The sequence below is a fragment of the Mesorhizobium sp. BAC0120 genome, assembly GCF_033542235.1.
GTDB lineage: Bacteria > Pseudomonadota > Alphaproteobacteria > Rhizobiales > Rhizobiaceae > JAWRCU01.
In genome coordinates, this window is the sequence record NZ_JAWRCU010000002.1 from 701,510 (window position 1) to 722,345 (window position 20,836).

General features: G+C 61.4%; 18 protein-coding genes. 13 read left to right on the top strand and 5 right to left on the bottom strand.

Features of this window, described 5'->3' with window-relative positions; genetic code table 11:
• Positions 1-187: 187 nt before the first annotated feature.
• From SAZ10_RS06815 to SAZ10_RS06870, 12 genes are all read left to right on the top strand, one after another.
• Positions 188-808, top strand: a complete 621-nt coding sequence (locus SAZ10_RS06815; RefSeq protein ID WP_318608426.1) for an NADH-quinone oxidoreductase subunit J — start codon at positions 188-190, stop codon at positions 806-808.
• A complete protein-coding gene (nuoK, locus tag SAZ10_RS06820; RefSeq protein ID WP_318608427.1) occupies positions 808-1,116 on the top strand; it encodes an NADH-quinone oxidoreductase subunit NuoK in 309 nt (102 codons plus the stop codon). Before SAZ10_RS06815 ends, nuoK begins: the two co-directional genes overlap by 1 nt.
• Positions 1,117-1,126: 10 nt before the next feature.
• Positions 1,127-3,112, top strand: coding sequence for an NADH-quinone oxidoreductase subunit L (nuoL, locus tag SAZ10_RS06825; protein WP_318608428.1), 1,986 nt, complete (start codon positions 1,127-1,129; stop codon positions 3,110-3,112).
• Between the two features lie 3 nt (positions 3,113-3,115).
• On the top strand, positions 3,116-4,621 hold the full coding sequence (locus SAZ10_RS06830; RefSeq protein ID WP_318608429.1) for an NADH-quinone oxidoreductase subunit M: 1,506 nt from the start codon (positions 3,116-3,118) through the stop codon (positions 4,619-4,621).
• Between the two features lie 13 nt (positions 4,622-4,634).
• Positions 4,635-6,071 (top strand): NADH-quinone oxidoreductase subunit NuoN, encoded by a 1,437-nt coding sequence (gene nuoN, locus SAZ10_RS06835; RefSeq protein WP_318608430.1) that lies wholly within the window; start codon positions 4,635-4,637, stop codon positions 6,069-6,071.
• Positions 6,071-6,889 carry a biotin--[acetyl-CoA-carboxylase] ligase gene (locus tag SAZ10_RS06840; RefSeq protein WP_318608431.1) on the top strand — a complete coding sequence of 273 codons (819 nt, stop codon included), beginning with the start codon at positions 6,071-6,073 and terminating at the stop codon, positions 6,887-6,889. Before nuoN ends, SAZ10_RS06840 begins: the two co-directional genes overlap by 1 nt.
• 50 nt (positions 6,890-6,939) lie before the next feature.
• Positions 6,940-8,610: a ribonuclease J gene (locus SAZ10_RS06845; protein ID WP_318608432.1), complete on the top strand. Its 1,671-nt coding sequence runs from the start codon at positions 6,940-6,942 to the stop codon at positions 8,608-8,610.
• 158 nt (positions 8,611-8,768) lie between these two features.
• A complete protein-coding gene (gene mce, locus SAZ10_RS06850; protein ID WP_318608433.1) occupies positions 8,769-9,173 on the top strand; it encodes a methylmalonyl-CoA epimerase in 405 nt (134 codons plus the stop codon).
• Positions 9,170-9,439: a DUF1467 family protein gene (locus SAZ10_RS06855; RefSeq protein ID WP_318608434.1), complete on the top strand. Its 270-nt coding sequence runs from the start codon at positions 9,170-9,172 to the stop codon at positions 9,437-9,439. Before mce ends, SAZ10_RS06855 begins: the two co-directional genes overlap by 4 nt.
• A gap of 588 nt (positions 9,440-10,027) precedes the next feature.
• A complete protein-coding gene (proS, locus tag SAZ10_RS06860) occupies positions 10,028-11,356 on the top strand; it encodes a proline--tRNA ligase (protein ID WP_318608435.1) in 1,329 nt (442 codons plus the stop codon).
• Complete coding sequence (locus tag SAZ10_RS06865) at positions 11,353-12,639, top strand: lipoprotein-releasing ABC transporter permease subunit (RefSeq protein ID WP_318608436.1); 1,287 nt, start codon at positions 11,353-11,355, stop codon at positions 12,637-12,639. Before proS ends, SAZ10_RS06865 begins: the two co-directional genes overlap by 4 nt.
• Positions 12,636-13,334: an ABC transporter ATP-binding protein gene (locus SAZ10_RS06870; protein ID WP_318608437.1), complete on the top strand. Its 699-nt coding sequence runs from the start codon at positions 12,636-12,638 to the stop codon at positions 13,332-13,334. Before SAZ10_RS06865 ends, SAZ10_RS06870 begins: the two co-directional genes overlap by 4 nt.
• 1 nt (position 13,335) lies before the next feature.
• Here the strand turns inward: SAZ10_RS06870 and SAZ10_RS06875 are convergent, their stop codons facing one another.
• From SAZ10_RS06875 to SAZ10_RS06895, 5 genes are all read right to left on the bottom strand, one after another.
• Positions 13,336-14,151, bottom strand: a complete 816-nt coding sequence (locus tag SAZ10_RS06875; protein ID WP_318608438.1) for a DUF2066 domain-containing protein — start codon at positions 14,149-14,151, stop codon at positions 13,336-13,338.
• Between the two features lie 50 nt (positions 14,152-14,201).
• Positions 14,202-14,960: a copper homeostasis protein CutC gene (locus tag SAZ10_RS06880; RefSeq protein ID WP_318608439.1), complete on the bottom strand. Its 759-nt coding sequence runs from the start codon at positions 14,958-14,960 to the stop codon at positions 14,202-14,204.
• A 139-nt stretch (positions 14,961-15,099) separates the two neighbouring features.
• Complete coding sequence (locus SAZ10_RS06885; protein ID WP_318608440.1) at positions 15,100-16,647, bottom strand: SpoVR family protein; 1,548 nt, start codon at positions 16,645-16,647, stop codon at positions 15,100-15,102.
• A 10-nt stretch (positions 16,648-16,657) separates the two neighbouring features.
• Positions 16,658-17,971: a YeaH/YhbH family protein gene (locus tag SAZ10_RS06890; protein WP_318608441.1), complete on the bottom strand. Its 1,314-nt coding sequence runs from the start codon at positions 17,969-17,971 to the stop codon at positions 16,658-16,660.
• Between the two features lie 19 nt (positions 17,972-17,990).
• Positions 17,991-19,940: a PrkA family serine protein kinase gene (locus SAZ10_RS06895; RefSeq protein WP_318608442.1), complete on the bottom strand. Its 1,950-nt coding sequence runs from the start codon at positions 19,938-19,940 to the stop codon at positions 17,991-17,993.
• A 212-nt stretch (positions 19,941-20,152) separates the two neighbouring features.
• Here SAZ10_RS06895 and SAZ10_RS06900 point away from each other — a divergent pair, with 212 nt between their 5' ends.
• Positions 20,153-20,770 carry a DNA-3-methyladenine glycosylase gene (locus SAZ10_RS06900; RefSeq protein WP_412535168.1) on the top strand — a complete coding sequence of 206 codons (618 nt, stop codon included), beginning with the start codon at positions 20,153-20,155 and terminating at the stop codon, positions 20,768-20,770.
• Positions 20,771-20,836: the final 66 nt, after the last annotated feature.

The window sequence follows — 20,836 nt, forward strand, 5'->3', positions numbered from 1 at the left end:
GTTGGCGCCGCCTCTTGTCCGGCCCTCCGGGCCACCTTCTCCCGCAGACGGGGAGAAGGGAAAGAATGAACATGGACGGGCGGCAATCGCTCGTCTAAGGAACACGCGGTTTCGGCTGCCGGAGGCGGCGGCGGAGTCGGCCGGAAAGCGGTGAGCCGCTGACGGCTGGGAATGCAACGGAGTACCAATGCTAAACGGTCTGGAAGCGGTATTTTTCTACCTCTTCGCATTCGTCGCCGTAGCGGCGGGATTCATGGTGATCTCCGCCCGCAATCCGGTGCATTCCGTGCTCTTCCTGATTCTCACCTTCGTCAACGCGGCCGGGCTTTTCCTGCTCGCCGGTGCCGAGTTCCTGGCGATGATCCTGCTCGTCGTCTATGTCGGCGCGGTGGCGGTGCTCTTCCTCTTCGTCGTGATGATGCTCGACGTGGACTTCGCCGAATTGAAGAGCGGAGCGCTGCAATACGCGCCGGTCGGCGCGTTGGTCGGGCTAATCCTCGCCGGCGAGCTGGTAGTGGTCCTCGGCGGCTATGCCTTCGCGCCGCAGCTTGCCGGCAAGATCGCCAAGCCGATGCCCGACCTGGCGGTGCGGACCAATACGGCCGCGCTCGGCGACATCATCTATACGGACTACATCTACTACTTCCAGATCGCCGGGCTCATTCTGCTCGTCGCCATGATCGGTGCCATCGTGCTCACGTTGCGCCACAAGGTCGGGGTGAAGCGGCAGTCGATCGCCGCGCAAGTCGCGCGCACGCCCGCCACTGCGATCGAGGTCAAGAAGGTCGAGACGGGCAGGGGCATCTGATGACGGTCGGCATCTCTCATTTTCTTACCGTTTCCGCCATCCTGTTCACGCTTGGCGTGTTCGGGATCTTCCTGAACCGCAAGAACGTCATCATCATCCTGATGTCGATCGAGCTCATCCTGCTCGCCGTCAACATCAACTTCGTCGCCTTCTCGGCCACGCTCGGCGACCTCGTCGGACAGGTCTTCGCGCTGTTCGTTTTGACGGTCGCGGCCGCCGAAGCGGCAATCGGACTTGCGATCCTGGTTGTCTTCTACCGCAACCGCGGCTCGATCGCGGTCGAAGACGTGAACATGATGAAGGGCTGATACGCAAGCCATGTACTACGCGATCGTCTTCCTTCCCCTTCTCGGTTTCCTGATTGCCGGCCTAGGCGGCGGCTCGATCGGCGCACGCGCCTGCGAATACATCACCTCGGGCTTCCTGGTGATCGCTGCGGTGCTGTCCTGGATCGCCTTCTTCCTGGTCGGCTTCAGCGACGCCGAGCCCTTCACGGTTCCGGTGCTGCGCTTCATTCAATCGGGCGGCCTTTCCGTCGACTGGGCCTTCCGCATCGACACGCTCACCGTGGTCATGCTGGTCGTCGTCAACACCGTCTCATCGCTGGTGCACATCTATTCGATCGGCTACATGCACCACGATCCCGACCGGCCGCGCTTCTTCGCCTATCTGTCGCTCTTCACCTTCGCCATGCTGATGCTGGTGACGGCCGACAATCTCGTGCAGATGTTCTTCGGCTGGGAAGGCGTCGGCCTCGCCTCCTATCTGCTGATCGGCTTCTGGTACAAACGGCCCTCGGCCAACGCGGCGGCCATCAAGGCATTCGTCGTCAATCGCGTCGGCGATTTCGGCTTCGCGCTCGGCATTTTCGGTGTGTTCGTTCTGTTCGGCTCGATCAATCTCAGCACGGTCTTCGCCAATGCGCAGTCCTTCATCCCAGCCGAAGGTGCGGCCGGCGGCGAAGCGGTCCTGCACTTCCTCGGCTATGCGCTCGACAGGCAGAGCGCGCTGACGGTTGTCTGCCTGCTCCTCTTTATGGGCGCCATGGGCAAGTCGGCTCAGGTGCCGCTGCACACCTGGCTGCCAGACGCAATGGAGGGCCCGACGCCGGTCTCTGCGTTGATCCATGCCGCAACCATGGTGACCGCCGGCGTCTTTATGGTGGCGAGACTGTCGCCCCTCTTCGAGCTGTCGCACACGGCGCTCACTTTCGTGACCTTCATCGGCGCCTTTACGGCCTTCTTCGCCGCGACGGTCGGTCTGGTGCAGAACGACATCAAGCGCGTCATCGCCTATTCGACCTGCTCGCAGCTCGGCTACATGTTCGTCGCCTTGGGCGTCGGCGCCTATGGCGCAGCGATCTTCCACCTCTTCACCCACGCCTTCTTCAAGGCGCTGCTCTTCCTGGGCTCCGGCTCGGTCATCCATGCCGTCTCGGACGAGCAGGACATGCGCAAGATGGGCGGGCTGAGGACCTACATTCCCAAGACCTACTGGATGATGGTGATAGGCACCCTGGCGCTCACCGGGGTTGGCATCCCTGCGACCATCATCGGCACAGCCGGCTTCTTCTCCAAGGACGCCATCATCGAAGCAGCCTTCATGGGCGAGAACAGCTTTGCGGCTGCCGCCTTCGTGCTCCTGGTCATCGCGGCCGCCTTTACCAGCTTCTATTCCTGGCGGTTGATCTTCATGACGTTCCATGGCGAGCCGCGTGCAAGCCATGAGGTCATGCACCATGTTCATGAATCGCCGCCGGTGATGCTGGTGCCGCTCTACATTCTCGCGGCCGGCGCGCTTTTCGCGGGAGCGATCTTCTACGGTTCATTCATCGGGGAGGGGCAGGCCGAGTTCTGGCGGACGTCGCTCTTCACATTGCCCGACAACCACATCCTCGCGGAGATCCATCATTCTCCGCTCTGGGTCGAGCTCTGTCCGTTCTTTGCCATGCTGATAGGACTGGCGGTCGCCTGGCAGTACTATATTCGCAGGCCGGAGCTGCCGAAGCAGGCGGCCGCGAACCACCGCATTCTCTACGGGTTCCTGCTCAACAAGTGGTATTTCGACGAGATCTACGACTTCCTGCTGGTCAATCCGGCGAAGCGCCTTGGCTATTTCCTGTGGAAGCGCGGCGACGGCTGGCTGATCGACGGTTTCGGCCCCGACGGCGTCTCGGCCCGCGTCGTCGACGTGACCAACCGCGTCATCAAGCTGCAGACCGGTTATCTCTATCACTACGCCTTTGCCATGCTGATCGGGGTCGCGGCCCTTATCACCTGGATGATGCTCGGGAGCTCGTTCTAGATCATGACCGATTGGCCAATTCTGTCGACGGTCACCTTCCTCCCGCTCGTCGGCGCGTTTCTGATCCTGTTGATCCGCGACGAAGGCGAGAGCGCACGGCGCAACATCCGCGCCATCGCGCTCTGGACGACCATTATCACCTTCCTGGTCTCGCTGCTGATCTGGATCGATTTCGACAACTCCGATCCCGGTTTCCAGATGGTCGAGAAGGTGGACTGGCTGGGATCCGGCATCTCCTATCACATGGGCGTCGACGGCATCTCGATGCTGTTCGTCATCTTGACCACGTTCCTGATGCCGATCTCGATCCTGGCCAGCTGGGAATCCGTCCAGAACCGCGTCAAGGATTACATGATCGCGTTCCTGGTGCTGGAAACGATGATGGTCGGCGCGTTCTGCGCGCTCGACATCGTCCTTTTCTACGTCTTCTTCGAAGCCGGCCTTATCCCGATGTTCCTCATCATCGGCGTGTGGGGCGGCAAACGCCGCGTCTATGCGAGCTTCAAGTTCTTCCTCTACACCTTCGCTGGCTCCGTGCTGATGCTGCTCGCGATCATGGCGATGTATTGGCAGGCGGGCACGACCGATATCGCCCAGCTTCTCACGCACAAGTTCCCGGTGGAGATGCAGCGCTGGTTGTGGCTGGCCTTCCTCGCTTCCTTCGCAGTCAAGCTGCCAATGTGGCCGGTCCATACCTGGCTGCCTGACGCCCATGTGGAGGCGCCGACCGCCGGCTCCGTGATCCTCGCTGCCATCCTCCTGAAACTGGGCGGGTATGGCTTCCTGCGCTTCTCGCTACCGATGTTTCCGGAAGCCTCTGCCTTTTTCGCGCCTCTCGTTTTCACGCTCTCCGTCGTCGCCATCATCTACACCTCGCTCGTCGCCCTGATGCAGGACGACATGAAGAAGCTGATCGCCTATTCCTCCGTCGCGCATATGGGCTACGTGACGATGGGCATCTTCGCGATGAACGCCGAAGGCGTGCAGGGCGCGATTTTCCAGATGCTGTCGCACGGCCTCGTGTCCGGCGCGCTGTTCCTTTGCGTCGGGGTCATCTACGATCGCATGCATACCCGCGAGATCGCCGTCTACGGCGGGCTGGTCAACAACATGCCGAAATACGCCACGGCGTTCATGGTCTTCACCATGGCCAATGTCGGGCTTCCCGGCACCAGCGGCTTCGTCGGCGAGTTCCTGACCTTGCTCGGCATTTTCCGGGTGAACACCTGGGTGGCGCTGTTTGCCACCACCGGCGTGATCCTGTCGGCATGCTATGCGCTCTGGCTCTACCGTCGGGTGATCTTCGGTGCGCTCACCAAGGAGAACCTCAAGGGCCTGCTCGACCTCTCGCCACGCGAGAAAGCGATCCTCTATCCGCTGATGGTGCTCGTCATTTTCTACGGCGTCTACCCGGCGCCGGTCTTCGACGCGACAGCCGCCTCGGTCGACGCGCTGCTCAACAATGTGACCGCTTCACTCGACGCCGCCAAGACGGCGCTGGCGAATTGACAAGGCTCAAGGAATGACTGCAGACCTCTCCTCCAGCCTCTCGCTCACCGGCCCGGAGCTGCTGCTCGCTGCCGGGGCGCTCTTCCTTCTGATGGTTGGAGCATATGCGGGCGAAGCTTCCAACCGGCTGGTGACCGGCCTCGCTATCGTCATCCTCATCGTCGCGGGCGCCTGGGTGATCTTTTCGAGCGGGCACGGTGCGGCTTTCGGCAGTGCCTTTATCAACGACGAGTTCGGCCGCTTCATGAAGGTGGTCACACTGATCGGGTCGATCGTGACCCTGATCATGTCGACCGAGTTCGCGAAGCAGGAGAAGTTCGACAAGTTCGAATATCCCGTGCTGGTCGTGCTTTCGACGCTCGGCATGATGCTGATGATCGCCGCGAACGACATGATCTCGCTCTATCTCGGGCTGGAACTGCAGTCGCTGGCGCTCTATGTGCTCGCCGCCATCAACCGCGAAAACGTCCGCTCCACGGAAGCGGGATTGAAGTATTTCGTGCTCGGCGCGCTGTCGTCCGGCATGATGCTTTACGGCATAACCCTCGTCTACGGCTATACCGGGAACACCGGCTTTCAGGCTATCGCCACGGCGCTTGGCGGCGGCGAACGGCAGCTCGGCCTGGTATTCGGTCTCGTCTTCGTTCTCACCGGCCTTGCCTTCAAGATCTCCGCCGTGCCCTTCCATATGTGGACGCCCGACGTCTATGAAGGCGCGCCGACACCGGTGACCGCCTTCTTCGCGGCTGCGCCAAAAATGGCAGCGATGGCGCTCGTCGTGCGCGTCACCATGGGCGCTTTTGGGCCGATTGCGGTCGATTGGCAGCAGATCGTCGTCTTCATCTCGATCGCCTCGATGGCGCTCGGCGCCTTCGCTGCGATCGGCCAGAACAATATCAAGCGGCTGATGGCCTATTCGTCGATCGGCCATATGGGCTATGCCCTGGTCGGGCTCGCTGCCAATAATGAGGCAGGCGTGCGCGGCGTCGCAATCTACATGCTGATCTATATGGTGATGACGCTCGGCACCTTCGCGGTGATCCTTGCCATGCGCCGCAACGACGAGAATGTCGAGGAGATCAGCGAGCTCGCCGGTCTCTCCGCCACCAATCCGGCGATGGCGACCGTGCTTACAATCCTGATGTTCTCTCTTGCGGGCATCCCGCCGCTCGCAGGCTTCTTCGGGAAATGGTACGTTTTCCTCGCCGCGATCGATGCCAAGCTCTACGCGCTCGCTGTGATCGGTGTGCTCACTTCGGTGGTTGGAGCCTTCTACTACCTCCGCATCGTCAAGCTCATGTGGTTCGACGAGCCTGTCGGCGCCTTCCAGCCGATGTCCTTCGAACTTCGCACGGTGATCGGCCTGTCCGGTGCATTCGTGCTGTTCTACGTTCTGATCGGCGGGCCCATCGGTCGGATGGCCGAGGCAGCCGCCAAGTCATTTTTCTGATGGCATTCTCCCTCGCGCCCACGGCAACCCTCGACGGGTACAGGCTCGAAGCGCACGAAACGGTCGGCTCGACCAATGCTCTCGCTTTGGAGCGGGCGAGGCAGGGCGATCGCGGCAGGCTGTGGATCGTTTCGAAGCGCCAGGAAAGCGGCCGCGGCCGCCGAGGGCGAGCGTGGGAATCGCCTTACGGCAACCTCGCGGCGACGCTGCTTTGGGTCGGACAAAGTGAGCTGAAACTCGCCGCTACGCTCGGCTTCGTTGCCGGGCTGGCGATCTCGGATGCCCTCGCAGCGGTGGTCACGCCGGGGCGGGTCGGTATTGACGGCGGCGGGCAGGGCGGAACCCGGTTCGAGCTCAAATGGCCGAATGATGTGCTGGCCGGCGGCGCAAAGCTTGTCGGCATCCTGCTCGAATCCTCGCTGCTTGACGACGGCCGGTACGCGCTTGCGATCGGCATCGGCGTCAACGTCGTTGCCCATCCGGAGGGGCTACCCTATCGGGCCACTTCGCTCGCAGGGCTGGGTTCGAATGCCGATGCCGAGACACTGTTCCTGGCGTTGTCGGACTCTTGGAACGCCAATGCACGCGATTGGGACGAAGGCCGCGGTCTTGCCCGCATCCGCGACCGGTGGCTGGCACGTGCAGCCGGCCTCGGCTCGGAGGTCGCGGTTCGCGTCGACGGCAATGTGCTGAGCGGCGTCTTCGAAACGATCGACGACGACTGTCGTTTTGTCATTCGGTCGCAAAGCGGCGAGGCAGTGAGGATCGCCGCCGGCGATGTGCATTTCGGCGCAGTCGCATCGGCAGCTGCGGTATAAGGCCGCAATGACCGTGTGGTCAGCAAGCGAGCGCCGCCTAAGGAGTCGGTATGGCAGACATTAACCAGCCCGAACTGGTCTTCGCGCCGCTGGGCGGTGTCGGCGAGATCGGCATGAACCTCGCGCTGTACGGCTATGGTCCGGCCGAAGCGCGGGAATGGGTCATGGTTGATTGCGGCGTCACTTTCGCTGGCCCCGACCTGCCTGGCGTCGACCTCGTCTTGCCCGACATCCGCTTCGTCGAGGAGAACCTCGGCTCGCTCAAGGGCATCGTCATCACCCATGCGCATGAAGATCACTACGGCGCGCTGCTCGACCTCTGGCCGCGGCTCAGGGTGCAATGCTGGATGACCCCATTCACCGCCGGCTTGCTTCAGGCCAAGCGTGAATCCGAGCCGGGTGCCCCGGAGATTCCGGTGACGGTCTACCGCGCCGGCGAGAAGTTCACGGTCGGGCCGTTCTCCATCGAGGCCGTTCCGGTCGCGCATTCAATACCCGAACCGATGTCGCTGGCCATCACTTGCCCGGCCGGCACCGTCATCCATACCGGCGACTGGAAGATCGACCCCGACCCTGAGCTCGGCCCCGTGATCGACGAGCCGCGCTTCCGTGCCCTCGGCGACGCCGGTGTGCTGGCCCTGGTTTGCGATTCCACCAACGCGCTGCGCGAGGGCGAATCCCCATCCGAGCAAGCGGTAGGCCAGGGTATCCGCAAGGTGATCGAAGAGGCGAAGGGCAGGGTGGCCGTCACCAGCTTCTCCTCCAATGTCGCACGCATCCGGCTGGTTGCGGAAGCGGCGCGCGATGCCGGACGCGAGGTTCTCGTCCTCGGCCGCTCGATGAAGCGGGTCATCGATGTGGCCTCCGAGCTGGGCTATATGGAGAACCTCCCGCCGTTCCGGCACGAAGAGGAATATCAGCTTATTCCGCGTGAGAAGCTGGTCGTGATCTGCACGGGCAGCCAGGGCGAGCCGCGGGCCGCGCTTGCCAAGCTCGCCCGCAACGAGATGAAGACGCTCGCGCTATCACCCGGCGATGCGGTGATATTCTCCTCGCGCACCATCCCGGGCAATGAAAAGGCGATCCTCGAGATCAAGAACCTTTTGATCGACCAGGGCGTCAAGATCGTCGAGGATAGCGACGCCCTTGTGCACGTGTCCGGCCACCCGCGACGCAGCGAACTGCGCAAGATGTATGAATGGACGCGACCGAAGATCGGCGTGCCGGTGCATGGCGAGGCGGCGCATCTGGTCGCGCATGGCTCGCTCATGGCGACTTCCGGCATCGGCCATGTAGCGCAAGTGCGCAATGGCGACGTCCTGCGGCTCTGGCCGGGCGACCCCGAAATCATCGACCGGTTGCCGTTCGGCCGTATCTTCAAGGACGGCTATCTCATCGGCGACGACCAGGCCATGGGCATTCGCGATCGCCGCAAGCTCTCCTATGTCGGTCATGTCGCGGTAAACGTGGTGCTTGACCAGAAATATGAGATCGCTGGCGATCCCGACCTCGTCGCGATAGGCGTTCCCGAGGCCGACGCCTCCGGCGAGAAGCTCGAGGAGCTGATGCTCGATGCCGCGGTCGGTGCCATCGAGAGCATTCCCCGGCCGCGCCGCAGGGACCTCGACCTGCTGTCGGAGGCCGTGCGGCGTGCCGTGCGCGGCGCGGCCAATGAGGCCTGGGGCAAAAAGCCCATCGTCACGGTGTTCGTGACGCGGTAGGGGTAGTGAATGGTGAATAGCGAATGGTGAGTAGCAAAGGTTAGGTGAGTGCCGACTTGTGCCGTGCTCATTCGAGAGCAGGACGCCTCTCATCCTATTCACCATTCACTATTCACCATTCACCCCACGAGAGACTCGAACTTCAACCACTCAAAACCATGCTTGGACGCTTGAACCATGTCGCGCTCGCTGTTCCCGATCTCGTGGCAGCAGCCACGAAGTATCGCGAGACATTGGGGGCGAAAGTCAGCGCGCCGCAGGCGCTGCCGGAGCATGGTGTGACGGTCGTTTTCGTGGATTTAGACAACACCAGGATCGAGCTGTTGGAGCCGCTGGGGAATGCCTCGCCGATCGCCGCCTTTCTGGAGAAGAATCCGGCCGGCGGCATGCATCATGTCTGCTACGAGGTCGATGACATCATCGCCGCGCGCAACCGCCTGACGGCGGATGGCGCCCGCATCCTCGGCGACGGTGAGCCGAAGACCGGTGCGCATGGCAAGCCGGTTCTCTTCCTCCACCCAAAGGATTTCTTCGGGACACTTGTGGAACTGGAGGAAGCATGACCTGGGTTTCGGTAATTGCCTTGTACTTCGTCGTCTGGTGGACGGTGCTGTTCGCCATGCTGCCGTTCGGGGTGAGGACGCAGGACGAGGACAACGACGTGACGCTCGGCACAGTGGCAAGCGCGCCACGCGGACCGCACATGCTGAAGGTGGTGGTTCGCACCACAATCGCTGCGTTCCTCGTGTGCGGTGTGTTTTATGGCCTGACGCGGGGCCTGGGCTACAGTTTCGACGACCTCCCGCAGATCGTTCCGAACTTCGACTGAAACAGATTGGAGGACATGTGGCGGCGCTTTCTGCTACGCCGTTGTCATAGACTTCAAGTTCAGGAATTCGCGAACAAGCACCGGCTTTCACTTGGAGGCCAAGCTTGAAGAAAACAGGACAAAAAGTCGATTGCACAAAAAAAATGCAAGGCGCTGAGGCCTTGCAAGGAAACGCGTCCGATCTAACTCCGGTGTCCGGCGGCAGCGAGTAACCGCGCCTAGATCGCATCCTCCCAAGACTTTGACCGCGTAGAGAGGCAGATTTCTCTCTGCCTCCTCATTTATGGCGAAACATTAGCCTAACGTCGAACGAAATGTCACGCAAAAATTTGCTTGGAAACAGAGTTTGATGTGCTGCATTGCACAATGAAACGGCAACAACTGCCTGAAAGCCAGCCACCCCATTAAGCGTCCGGTCGGAGCGAGCATCGGGTTTTCAACGCGGCGCGAAATGGCTATGAAGCGACTGCAGCACGACCGCTTGCAATGGCCGCCGATTCCGGCGGCTTTCATTCATGAAAGGCATCGGACCGGGAAGTGATTTTCGGATGGATCCGGTGCACAACGAGACAGAGCCCAGGACACCTTATGCGGCTTTCGCGCTACTTCCTGCCTATCCTGAAAGAGACACCGCGCGAGGCGGAGATCGTTTCGCATCGCCTGATGCTGCGCGCCGGCATGATCCGCCAGCAGGCGGCCGGCAGCTTCTCCTGGTTGCCGCTCGGAAAACGCGTGCTCGACAAGGTCTGTGCCATCATCCGTGAAGAGCAGAACCGCGCCGGCGCTCTCGAGATCCTGATGCCGACCATCCAGTCCGCCGATCTTTGGCGGGAGAGCGGCCGCTATGACGGCTACGGCAAGGAGATGCTGCGCATCAAGGATCGCCATGACCGCGACATGCTCTACGGCCCGACCAATGAGGAGGTGGTGACGGAGATCTTCCGCACCTACGTCAAGTCCTACAAGGACCTGCCGCTCAACCTCTACCACATCCAGTGGAAGTTCCGCGACGAAGTGAGGCCCCGCTTCGGCGTCATGCGCAGCCGCGAATTCCTGATGAAGGACGCCTATTCCTTCGACCTCGACTACGAAGGCGCGAAGGCTGCCTACAACCGCATGTTCGTGTCGTATCTGCGCACCTTTACCCGAATGGGCATGAAGGCGATCCCGATGCGCGCCGACACCGGCCCGATCGGCGGCGACCTCAGCCACGAGTTCATCATCCTCGCCGATACCGGGGAGAGCCAGGTCTTCTGCCATCGCGATTTCCTTGCATTGCCTGTTCCCGGCGAAGACACCAATTTCTCGGACGACAACGAGATTGGCGACATCGTGCAGCGGTGGACGGCGCCGTATGCCGCAACCGACGAGATGCATGACGAGAAGGCCTGGGAAGCAATCCCGGAGGACGAGCGCTTGTCGGCCCGCGGCATCGAGGTTGGTCACATCTTCCATTTCGGCCAAAAATATTCGAAACCGATGAACGCCAAGGTCACCGGTCCCGACGGTAAGGATCATTTCATCTCCGGAGGCTCCTACGGAATTGGTCCGACACGGCTGGTCGCCGCCATCATCGAGGCCTCGCATGACGACAACGGTATCATCTGGCCGGAAAGTGTTGCTCCCTTCGATGTTGGATTGATCAACATGAAGGCGGGGGATCCGGCCTGCGACCGGGTGGCCGAGGAGCTCTATGACTCACTGGCGGCTTCGGGCAAGGACGTCCTCTATGACGATACCGACGAGCGAGCCGGATCGAAGTTCGCCACTGCCGACCTGATCGGTCTGCCCTGGCAAGTCATCGTCGGACCGCGTGGCGTCGCCGCCGGCGAGGTCGAGATCAAGAACCGCCGCACGGGCGAGCGCGCAAATGTTGCGATCGCCGATGTCGTCGGCCGGCTGAGTTCGGCGGCATGAGCAAGGCAGCCGCGGCATCGCCGACAGGGGCGGGGCCTTTCTCGACCTTCGAACGAATGATTGCCTGGCGCTATCTGAGGTCGCGCCGCAAGGAAGCCTTCATCTCAGTGATCGCCGCGATCTCCTTTGCAGGCATCATGCTTGGCGTTGCAACCCTGATCGTCGTGATGGCCGTCATGAACGGCTTCCGGGCCGAGCTTCTGGTGCGCATCCTCGGCATCAACGGCCATCTGATCCTCACTCCGGTCGACAGCCCGCTTGACGATTATGCGGCAGTCGCCGGGCGCATTTCCGGGGTCAAGGGCGTAAAATACGCGATCCCCCTCATTGACGGCCAGGTGCTGGCTTCGGGCAGCACCAGCTCGGGCACAGGCGCCTTGGTGCGCGGCATCCGCGCCGAGGACCTGCATAAGATCGAGCTGGTCAGGGACAACATCCGCACGGGCACGATCGACGATTTCGACAATAGCGGCGGGGTAGCGATCGGCACCCGAATGGCCGAGAACCTCGGACTGGCGGTCGGCGACATGATCACGCTGGTGTCGCCCGACGGCGATGTGACGCCGCTCGGCACGACGCCCCGTGTCAAGGCCTATCCGATCGTTGCGATCTACGAGATCGGCATGTCGGAATACGATTCTGCGATAGTTTTCATGCCGCTGCAGGAAGCGCAGCTCTATTTCAATCAGGACAACCGCGTCCAATCGATCGAGATATTCGTCGACAATCCTGATGCGGTCGATGCGATGCGCCCGGCGGTCGAGGAGGCGGCGCAGAGACCGATCTACCTGACCGACTGGCGCCAGAGGAACCATACTTTCTTCAGCGCGCTGCAAGTCGAGCGCAATGTGATGTTCATGATCCTGACGCTGATCGTGCTCGTCGCGGCTCTCAATATCATCTCCGGCCTGATCATGCTGGTGAAGGACAAGGGCCACGACATCGCGATCCTCCGGACCATGGGGGCCACTCGTGGCGCGGTGCTGCGAATTTTCCTGATGACGGGAGCGGCCATCGGCGTGGCGGGCACCGTGGCAGGCGTCGTTCTGGGGATACTACTCTGCCTCAACGTCGAGTCGATCCGCCAGTTCTTCTCGTGGCTGTCGGGCACCGTTCTCTTCAACCCCGAGCTCTATTTCCTGTCGCAACTGCCGGCGAAGATGGATCCCAAGGAGACCATCTCGGTGATTGTCATGGCGCTCGTGCTTTCCTTCATCGCCACGATCTTTCCGGCCTGGCGGGCCGCCAAGCTCGATCCTGTCGAGGCCCTGAGGTACGAATGACGGAGCCAGTCATTGAGCTCAAGGGCGTCGAGCGGCACTACGTCCAGGGCCAGAGAAAGCTGACGGTTCTTTCCGGTGCCGATTTCACGCTGTCGAAAGGCGAGATGGTGGCGCTCGTGGCGCCATCTGGCGCGGGCAAGTCGACACTGCTGCACATAGCCGGTCTGCTCGAACGGCCCGATGCCGGCGACGTCATCCTCAGAGGACGCGCCTGCGGCAGGCTTTCCGACGATGAGCGCACGGCCATCCGCCGCAACGATATCGGCTTCGTCTATCAGTTCCATCACCTCCTGCCGGAGTTTTCGGCGCTTGAGAACATCGTCATTCCGCAGCTCATTCGCGGTCTCGGGGAAAAGGAGGCTGCGGCACGCGCCTTGCAGCTTCTCGACTACATGAAGATCGCAAAGCGTGCCGAGCATCGCCCGGCCGAACTATCCGGCGGTGAGCAGCAGCGCGTCGCGATCGCCCGTGCCGTCGCCAATGCGCCCTTGGTGCTGTTCGCCGACGAGCCGACCGGCAACCTGGACCCCGGGACGGCGATCTATGTTTTCGACGCGCTGGAAGCACTGGTGCGGCAATCGGGTCTCGCCGCGTTGATTGCCACGCACAACCACGAGCTCGCCGCCCGCATGGATCGCCGCGTGACGCTCGCTGACGGCAAGGTGATCGACATCAACGGACAGCTGCCGGCCTAAGCTAACTCTGCGGCTCACCGTTGCCGGAAAACACCTGCGCGGCGCCGCGTAGCGCATTGCGAAAGGCATCGTCGAAGCTGACCCCGGCAATGCGCCAGCGATAGGGCTTGCCTTGGAAATCGAGCCGCCACTCGGCGGTCCAGCCCAGTGCCTCGTCGCTCCAGATCAGCGTGCCCGCCAGTGCCTTGTCGCCGCCGGCAGCCCGCGCGATTTCGTCGAGCGCGGCAGGATCCGGTTCCGAGAGTCGGCTCGTCGTCAGTCCTGCCCGGTCGACCAGAGCGCGCGAGGGCAGGGCGATCGGGATCGCGATTTTGTCGGAGGCGGCTGCGAAGGAATCCCGCATGTAGAAGCCTTGCTCGCCCTCCGCCGTAAGCACGAAGTCGGACGTGGCATTCTTCACGCCGAGGATGACGGTGAGCCTCGGCCGCGGATCGAGCCACGGGCGACTGCCCATCTCGGCGAGGGCGGCATCCAGTTTGGCGCGATTGAAGTCGACGGTAAGATCGTGCGGCCGGTCATGTGTGCCCTGTTCGTCATGAACCGGAATGCCCTCAAGCCGATCGCGGTACTTGAATTTGTCGACGAAGCCGGCTGCCTCGTTGACGGCCCCCGCCGCCTTGCCGGACGTGATGAGCCGGTAGTCACCGGAGACGCGCACGATCACATCTTCCATGCAGAGCCGGAAGCCTATCTGTCTGTTTTCCTCCCCTGTGCCGGTGACGATCGCGACCGCCCGGTAGAGCGTGTCGGCGTCACTGGCCGCCGCCGGGCTGAGCGCGGCAAACGCACAGAGCAGACCTCCCAGAACCCAGCGCATTGGAGCCTCCCCAAAACCGTAAACTGCGTTTCGCAGCGTGGCGAAAAATATCAACCGGCCCGCGCCGCAGCGATCGTCGCCTTCACCAGCGCGCGGTCGGTCACCGTGTTCCGATATTCCCGGTCGAGCTCTGTGCCACCCATGCCGACATGGGGGTTGCGGAAGCGCATTCCGCTCGGCACGTCCTCGAGCGATGCGAAATGCATCTCCGTGAGCCCTGTCTTGGCACGCACCATGCCGATGTTTTCAGGAGTGAGCGCGCCGCAGCCGAGGATGATGATGCGCTCCGCGGCCTGCTTCACCAGTGCCGCGATGAGCTCGATGCCTTCGATCGCGGTGTCGCGCTGGCCACTGGTGAGCACACGGCCGACGCCCGACCGTATGAGGGCCTCCAGCGCGTCCCGCGGATCGCGTGTCATGTCGAAAGCGCGATGGCAGGTGACGGCGAGCGGCCCGGCTGCCTCGACAAGGGTTCGCATGCGCGGCTCGTCGATATCGCCGTCCGCAGTCAGGCAGCCAACCACCACACCTGCAACGCCCAGCTCGCTGAGCGCCGCCACATCGGCCAGCATCGAAGCGAACTCGGCTTCGGAATAGAGGAAGTCGCCGCCGCGCGGCCTCACGATCACATGGAAAGGAATGTCCGCCAGCTTCATCGCCTCGCGCACCGTGCCGAAGCTCGGCGTGATGCCGCCTTCAAGCAGGCTTGCACAAAGCTCGACCCGGTCTGCGCCTGCCTCTTGAGCCGCGATCAGGCCGTCAATGCCCTCGACACAGACCTCGATAAGCGGAATTTCGTTCCTGCGCATTGTGATCCCCCGGCAGCCTCATCGACCTGACCGGAAGCTAGAGCATCGGACCGAAAACCGCGAAGCGGTTTTTCAGAGGAATCCGATGCTTGAACAAACAAATAGATGGGGAAGCGCTCAGATCAGCGGAGATGGCACCCTATCTGCTGATCTGGCTGGTCGATCGCTCGTAGAGCGTGCTCCCCGTTTCGGCGTCCACGCCGGCCAGGCTGACGTCATATCCCCACAGGCTGCGGATATGCCGCAATGTGGCATCGCGGCTCGTCTCTTCCAACAATATGCCGTTCTTGACCGTATGCTGCAGCCTCAGGTGGCGGTTGCCGAGCAAGTCCACGTCCACGACCTGGATGTCCGGCCGGTTCGCCCCGATGTCGTAGGTGTGAGCGAGGTCGGATCGTATCTTTTCATAGCCGCGTTCATTGTGGATCGACGCGACTTCGTAATGCGCCTCCTGCGCCACATCGGAGAGCACGAAGAACCGCCATTTCCTTATCAATGCTGGGCTCAGATATTGGCGGATGAAGGATTCGTCGCGATGGTTCGCCCAGGCATTGAGAAGTGTCTCAAGCCAGTTGCCGTTTCCGGCCATATGCGGAAACCAGTCGCGATCCTCCGCGGTCGGCTCCATGGAGATACGTTGGATGTCCTGCATCATCGCGAAGCCAAGCGCATAGGGATTGATCCCGGAATAGCGCGGATCGTCGAAGCCGGGCTGGAAGATCACATTCGCATGGTTGCGCAGGATCTCCAGCATTGCGCCTTCGGTCATCTTTCCTTGGTCGAATAGCATGTTCATGATCGTGTAATGGACGAAGGTGGCGCAGCCTTCGTTCATCACCTGGGTTTGCCGCTGCGGATAGAAATATTGCGCGATGACGCGCACAATCCTGAGGATTTCTCGCTGCCATGGCTCGAGGATCAGGCTGTTCTTCTCCAGGAAGTAGAGCAGGTTCTCCTCGGGAAGGTTTAGCGACTTTTTCCGCTCCGCCACGCTGTCCGGTTCTTCGGTCTCGCTTCCCTTTTTTTTCTGGGGGAGCGTCCGCCAGAGGTCATTGTAAGCGCGTTCTTCGTATTCGAGCCGCTCCCGCGCCTCTTCCCGTTCCTTTTCCGAGGTGAGGCGGGGTGGGCGCCGGTACCTGAACACACCTTGCTCCATCAGCGCGTGGGCGGGGTCCAGGATTGCTTCCACCGCCGCAACTCCGTACCGCTCTTCGCATCGCGTGATGTACGTCTTGGCGAAATCAAGATAGCTCAGGATCGCGCCGGCGTCGGTCCACTGCTGGAACAGGTAGTTGTTCTTGAAGAAATGGTTGTGCCCGAAGGCTGCGTGAGCCGTCACCAGGGCCTGCAGGGCCATGGTGTTCTCCTCCATCAGATAGATGATGCAGGGATTGGAGTTGATGACGAGCTCGTAGGCGAGACCTCGTCCGCCTTTGCGGTAGAGCTGCTCCTGGAAAAGGAAATGCTTGCCGAACGACCAATGGCGATACATCAGCGGCATGCCGACGGAGGAGTAGGCATCGAGCATCTGCTCGGACGAGATGATCTCCATCTGGTTCGGGTAGACGTCGAGCTGGAGCTCGTTCAGCGCGATGGTCTCGATGGCTTCATAGGCTCGAGAGAGTTTCTCGAAGTTCCAGTCGGACCCCGACACGATCAGCTGAGACTTGCCCACGCGCCTTGCCATGCCTGCGCCCTCAACGGTTCTTTTGCGAGCCCGGCTGCTTGGCGAAAAGCTGGCGGAACACCGGGTAGATCTCGGCCGGTCTCGCGATCCGGGTCATCTGGAAATTCGGCCACTTTTCGCTGATCACGCGATAGGCGCGCCAAAGCGAAGTTCCGTTGTCGGTGGTCCCGAAGATGTGGCTTTCGCGTTCGTCGATGATTTCGACATAGGCGAAGTACTGACAAAGCCGCATGATCTCGCTGTCGAGAAGGGCAATGCAACGATCTGAATCGGTCGCAAAATTGTCGCCGTCCGAGGCCTGCGCCGCGTAGATGTTCCAGTCGCGGGCAGGATAGCGCTCGTCTATGACGCGACGCATCTCCTGCAGCGCGGTCGAGACGACCGTGCCGCCGCTCTGGGTGCTGTAGAAAAACGTCTCTTCATCGACTTCGTGCGCCTCATGGGTGTGACGGATGAAGACGATTTCCGTCCGGTTGTAACGCCGCTTCAGGAATAGGTGCAAAAGCACGAAAAACCGCTTGGCAAGGTCCTTCTCACGTTCGCCCATCGAACCGGAAACGTCCATGAGACAGAACATGACCGCATTGGCGGTGGGCACGGGCTGGCCCTCGAATCGGTTGAAGCGGATATCGACCGGGTCGACATACGGGATCAGTCTGCGCCTGCGCTGCAGCCTTTCCAGCTCTTCGCGCAGTTTTGCGACCTGCTCCCGCTTCGCCGTGGCAGGCAACGGGTCCGCCTCCAGCGTTGCAAGCTCGTCCCTGATCGCGTCGATATGCTCCTGCTTGGGTCGGCTCAGCGCGATCCGGCGCGCATAGCTGTTGCGCATCGTGCGCTTGACGTTGATGTTGGTCGGCGTGCCGCTCACCGTGAAGCCTGCTCGCCGGGGCTTGTAGGTCACGATCTCCTTCAGGTTCAGCTTGACCATATCGGGAAGCTCGAGGTCCTCGAAAAACAGGTCGAGCACTTCCTCGCGCGAGAGCACGAAGCGAAAATCGTCCTCGGAGTCGCGCATCGAGGGGCCGGAGCTTACTCCGCCGCCCTGGCCCGGCTTGGGGATACGGTCGCCTTGGCCGAACTGCTTGTTGCCCGGCAGGACATGTTCCCGCCGGCCGCTGTCCCTCCTGTTCTCGAATGTCGGCTCGCTAGTGCCCCTTATAGGCATCGAGACGGTATGCTCGGCGTCGACATCGGCAATCTTGCCGGTCGTTATCTGCTCCTTGATGCTCCGCTTCAACTCCTCGCGCGCGCGCCTCAGGAAGCGGCGGCGGTTGCTGAGACTCTTGTCTTTCGGGTTCAGGCGGCGATCGATGATGTTCGGCATGGTTGCCTTGCGCTGACCTTCAGCCGGCCTTGTTCACCCGCATGTACCAGTCGACCAGACGCCGCACCTGCCGCTCGGTATAGCCGCGCTCGACCATACGCTGCACGAACTCGGTGTGCTGCTTTTCCGTTACGCTGTCCTTCTTGGAGCCGAAGCTGATGACGGGAAGCAGATCCTCGACCTGGCCGAACATACGCTTCTCGATCACTTCGCGCAGCTTCTCATAGCTGGTCCATGATGGATTGCGGCCATGGTTCCTGGCACGGGCGCGCAACGCAAACTTCACGACCTCGTTGCGGAAGTCCTTCGGGTTGGCGATGCCGGCAGGCTTCTCGATCTGCGACAACTCGCTGTCCAACACTTCCCGGTTGAGAATCTGCCCGGTATCCGGGTCCTTGTAATCCTGGTCCTCCACCCAGGCGTCCGCATAGGCGATGTAGCGGTCGAACAGGTTCTGGCCATACTCGCTGTAGGATTCCAGATAGGCTTTCTGGATCTCGTGGCCGATGAACTCGGCATAACGCGTGGCGAGCTCCGACTTGATAAAATCGAGATACGCGGTCTCTGCATCCTTCGGGAACTGCTCGCGCTTGATGGCCTGCTCCAGTATGTACATGAGGTGCACCGGATCGGCCGCCACTTCCTTCGTGTCGTAGTTGAAGGTCTGCGATAGTATCTTGAAGGCGAAGCGCGTGCTGACGCCGGTCATGCCTTCGTCGACGCCTGCCGCGTCCCGGTATTCCTGGATGGATTTCGCCTTAGGATCGAGCTCCTTGAGGTTCTCCCCGTCATAGACCCGCATCTTGGTGTAGAGCGGTGAATTGTCGTGCTCGGCGAGCCGCGTGGAAACCGTAAAGCGACTCAGGATGTCCAGGACTTCCGGCGCGCAAGGAGCGTTGGCGAGCTCGCTTTCGCGCAACAACTTCTCGTAGATCTGCCTTTCTTCGGTGACCCTCAGGCAGTAGGGGACCTTGACCACCAGGATACGGTCGAGGAACGCCTCATTGTTCTTGTTGCTCTTGAACTGCAGCCATTCGGACTCGTTCGAGTGGGCGACGACGATCCCCTGATAGGGGAATGAGCCGAAGTTCTCGGTGCCGTTGTAGCTGCCTTCCTGCGTGGCGGTCAGCAGCGGATGCAGGACCTTGATCGGAGCCTTGAACATCTCCACGAACTCGAGCAGGCCCTGGGTCGTGCGGTTCAAGCCGCCGCTATAGGAATAGGCGTCCGGATCGGACTGGCTGTAGTTTTCGAGCTGCCGGATATCGACCTTGCCGACCAGGGCGGAAACGTCCTGGTTGTTCTCATCGCCCGGTTCGGTCTTGGCAATCGCGATCTGGCGGAGCCGCGATGGCATGATCTTGACGACGCTGAATTTCGAAATGTCGCCGTTCAGCTCGTCGAGACGCTTCGACGCCCAGGGGGAAATCAGGCCGTTCAGCCGCCGCCGGGCAATGCCGTATTTGTCCTCGAAAAGGTCACCCATCCGTTCCGGATTGAAGAGCCCGAGGGGTGATTCGAAGATCGGGCTGACCTCGCCGCCTACCTTCAAGGTGTAGATGGGCCGCTGCTCCATCAGCTTCTTGAGCCGCTCGGCGAGCGACGACTTGCCGCCACCGACGGGACCGAGCAGGTAGAGGATCTGCTTGCGTTCTTCGAGACCTTGGGATGCGTAGCGGAAATAGCCGACGATCCGCTCGATCGTGTCTTCCATGCCGTAGAAATCGGCGAAGGACGGATAGATCTTGATCGTCCTGTTCGCGAAGATGCGGCCGAGCCGTTCATCCTTGCTCGTATCGACCAGGGTCGGCTCGCCGATCGCATCCACCATCCGTTCGGCCGCTGTGGCATACATGGAGCGATCTTCGCGGCAAGCTAGGAGATACTGCTGAAGACTGACCTCCTCCTGGGCAACGCTGGTGTAAATCTCCGAAAAAAGATCGAAGACGTCAGTTTCTGTCCCGCGCATGGCAACCTCGCATTGGGGGGCGGCTCTCGCCTGCCGGCTCCCGCACAGATTGAACTGTCCGGCAGCCGAGTTGTTCCTTCAAATCGGAGCGATCCTTTCCGACGTCGTGCATTCTGCAAACGCTACTCGCTTGGCTCAGCATTTCAACAAATCTGTCGGTCGCAGCCTTGCTCTCTGTTGATATGTTTGTGTTTGGACCATGGGGTGCAAGGATGCCGGTGAGGAAATTCGCGAATGGCGCAGAATCCTTGGGGGTTCAGCACGCAAGCGGCAGCGAGCAAGTGGCGGCGTTGAGGGATTTTTTCACGCGCCCGGCTTTAGAAGTGGCACGAAAAGTGATCGGCGCCGAGCTGCTGGTCGACGGCATCGGGGGCGTGATCGTCGAAACCGAAGCCTATGAGCGTGACGATCCTGCTTCGCACAGCTATCGCGGCGAGACCAACCGCAACCTTGCGATGTTCGGCCCTCCGGCCATCGCCTATGTCTATCGCTCTTACGGCATCCATTGGTGCCTGAATTTCGTCTGCCTGCCGGGGAGCGCTGTCCTCATACGCGCCCTGGAACCGCGATCGGGGATAGACGAGATGAAGGCGAGGCGAGGCACCGCCGATCTGCGCAAGCTGTGTTCCGGCCCGGGTCGCCTTTGTCAGGCGCTCGGTATCGACGGATCCTTGAACGGTGCTCCGCTCGATGGGGCGCCGTTCCGCTTCGTGCCGCCCGATGGTGAACTGCCGCTGTCGAGCGGCCCGCGCATCGGGATCACACGAGCTGCCGACAGACCCTGGCGGTTTGGACTGGAGGCCTCGCCATTCGTCAGCAGTCGCATTTGATCTCCGGTTACTGCGGCCCAATTGGCGGAGCCCATAGTTTCCGCGGATTGAAATGATGAATCAAGG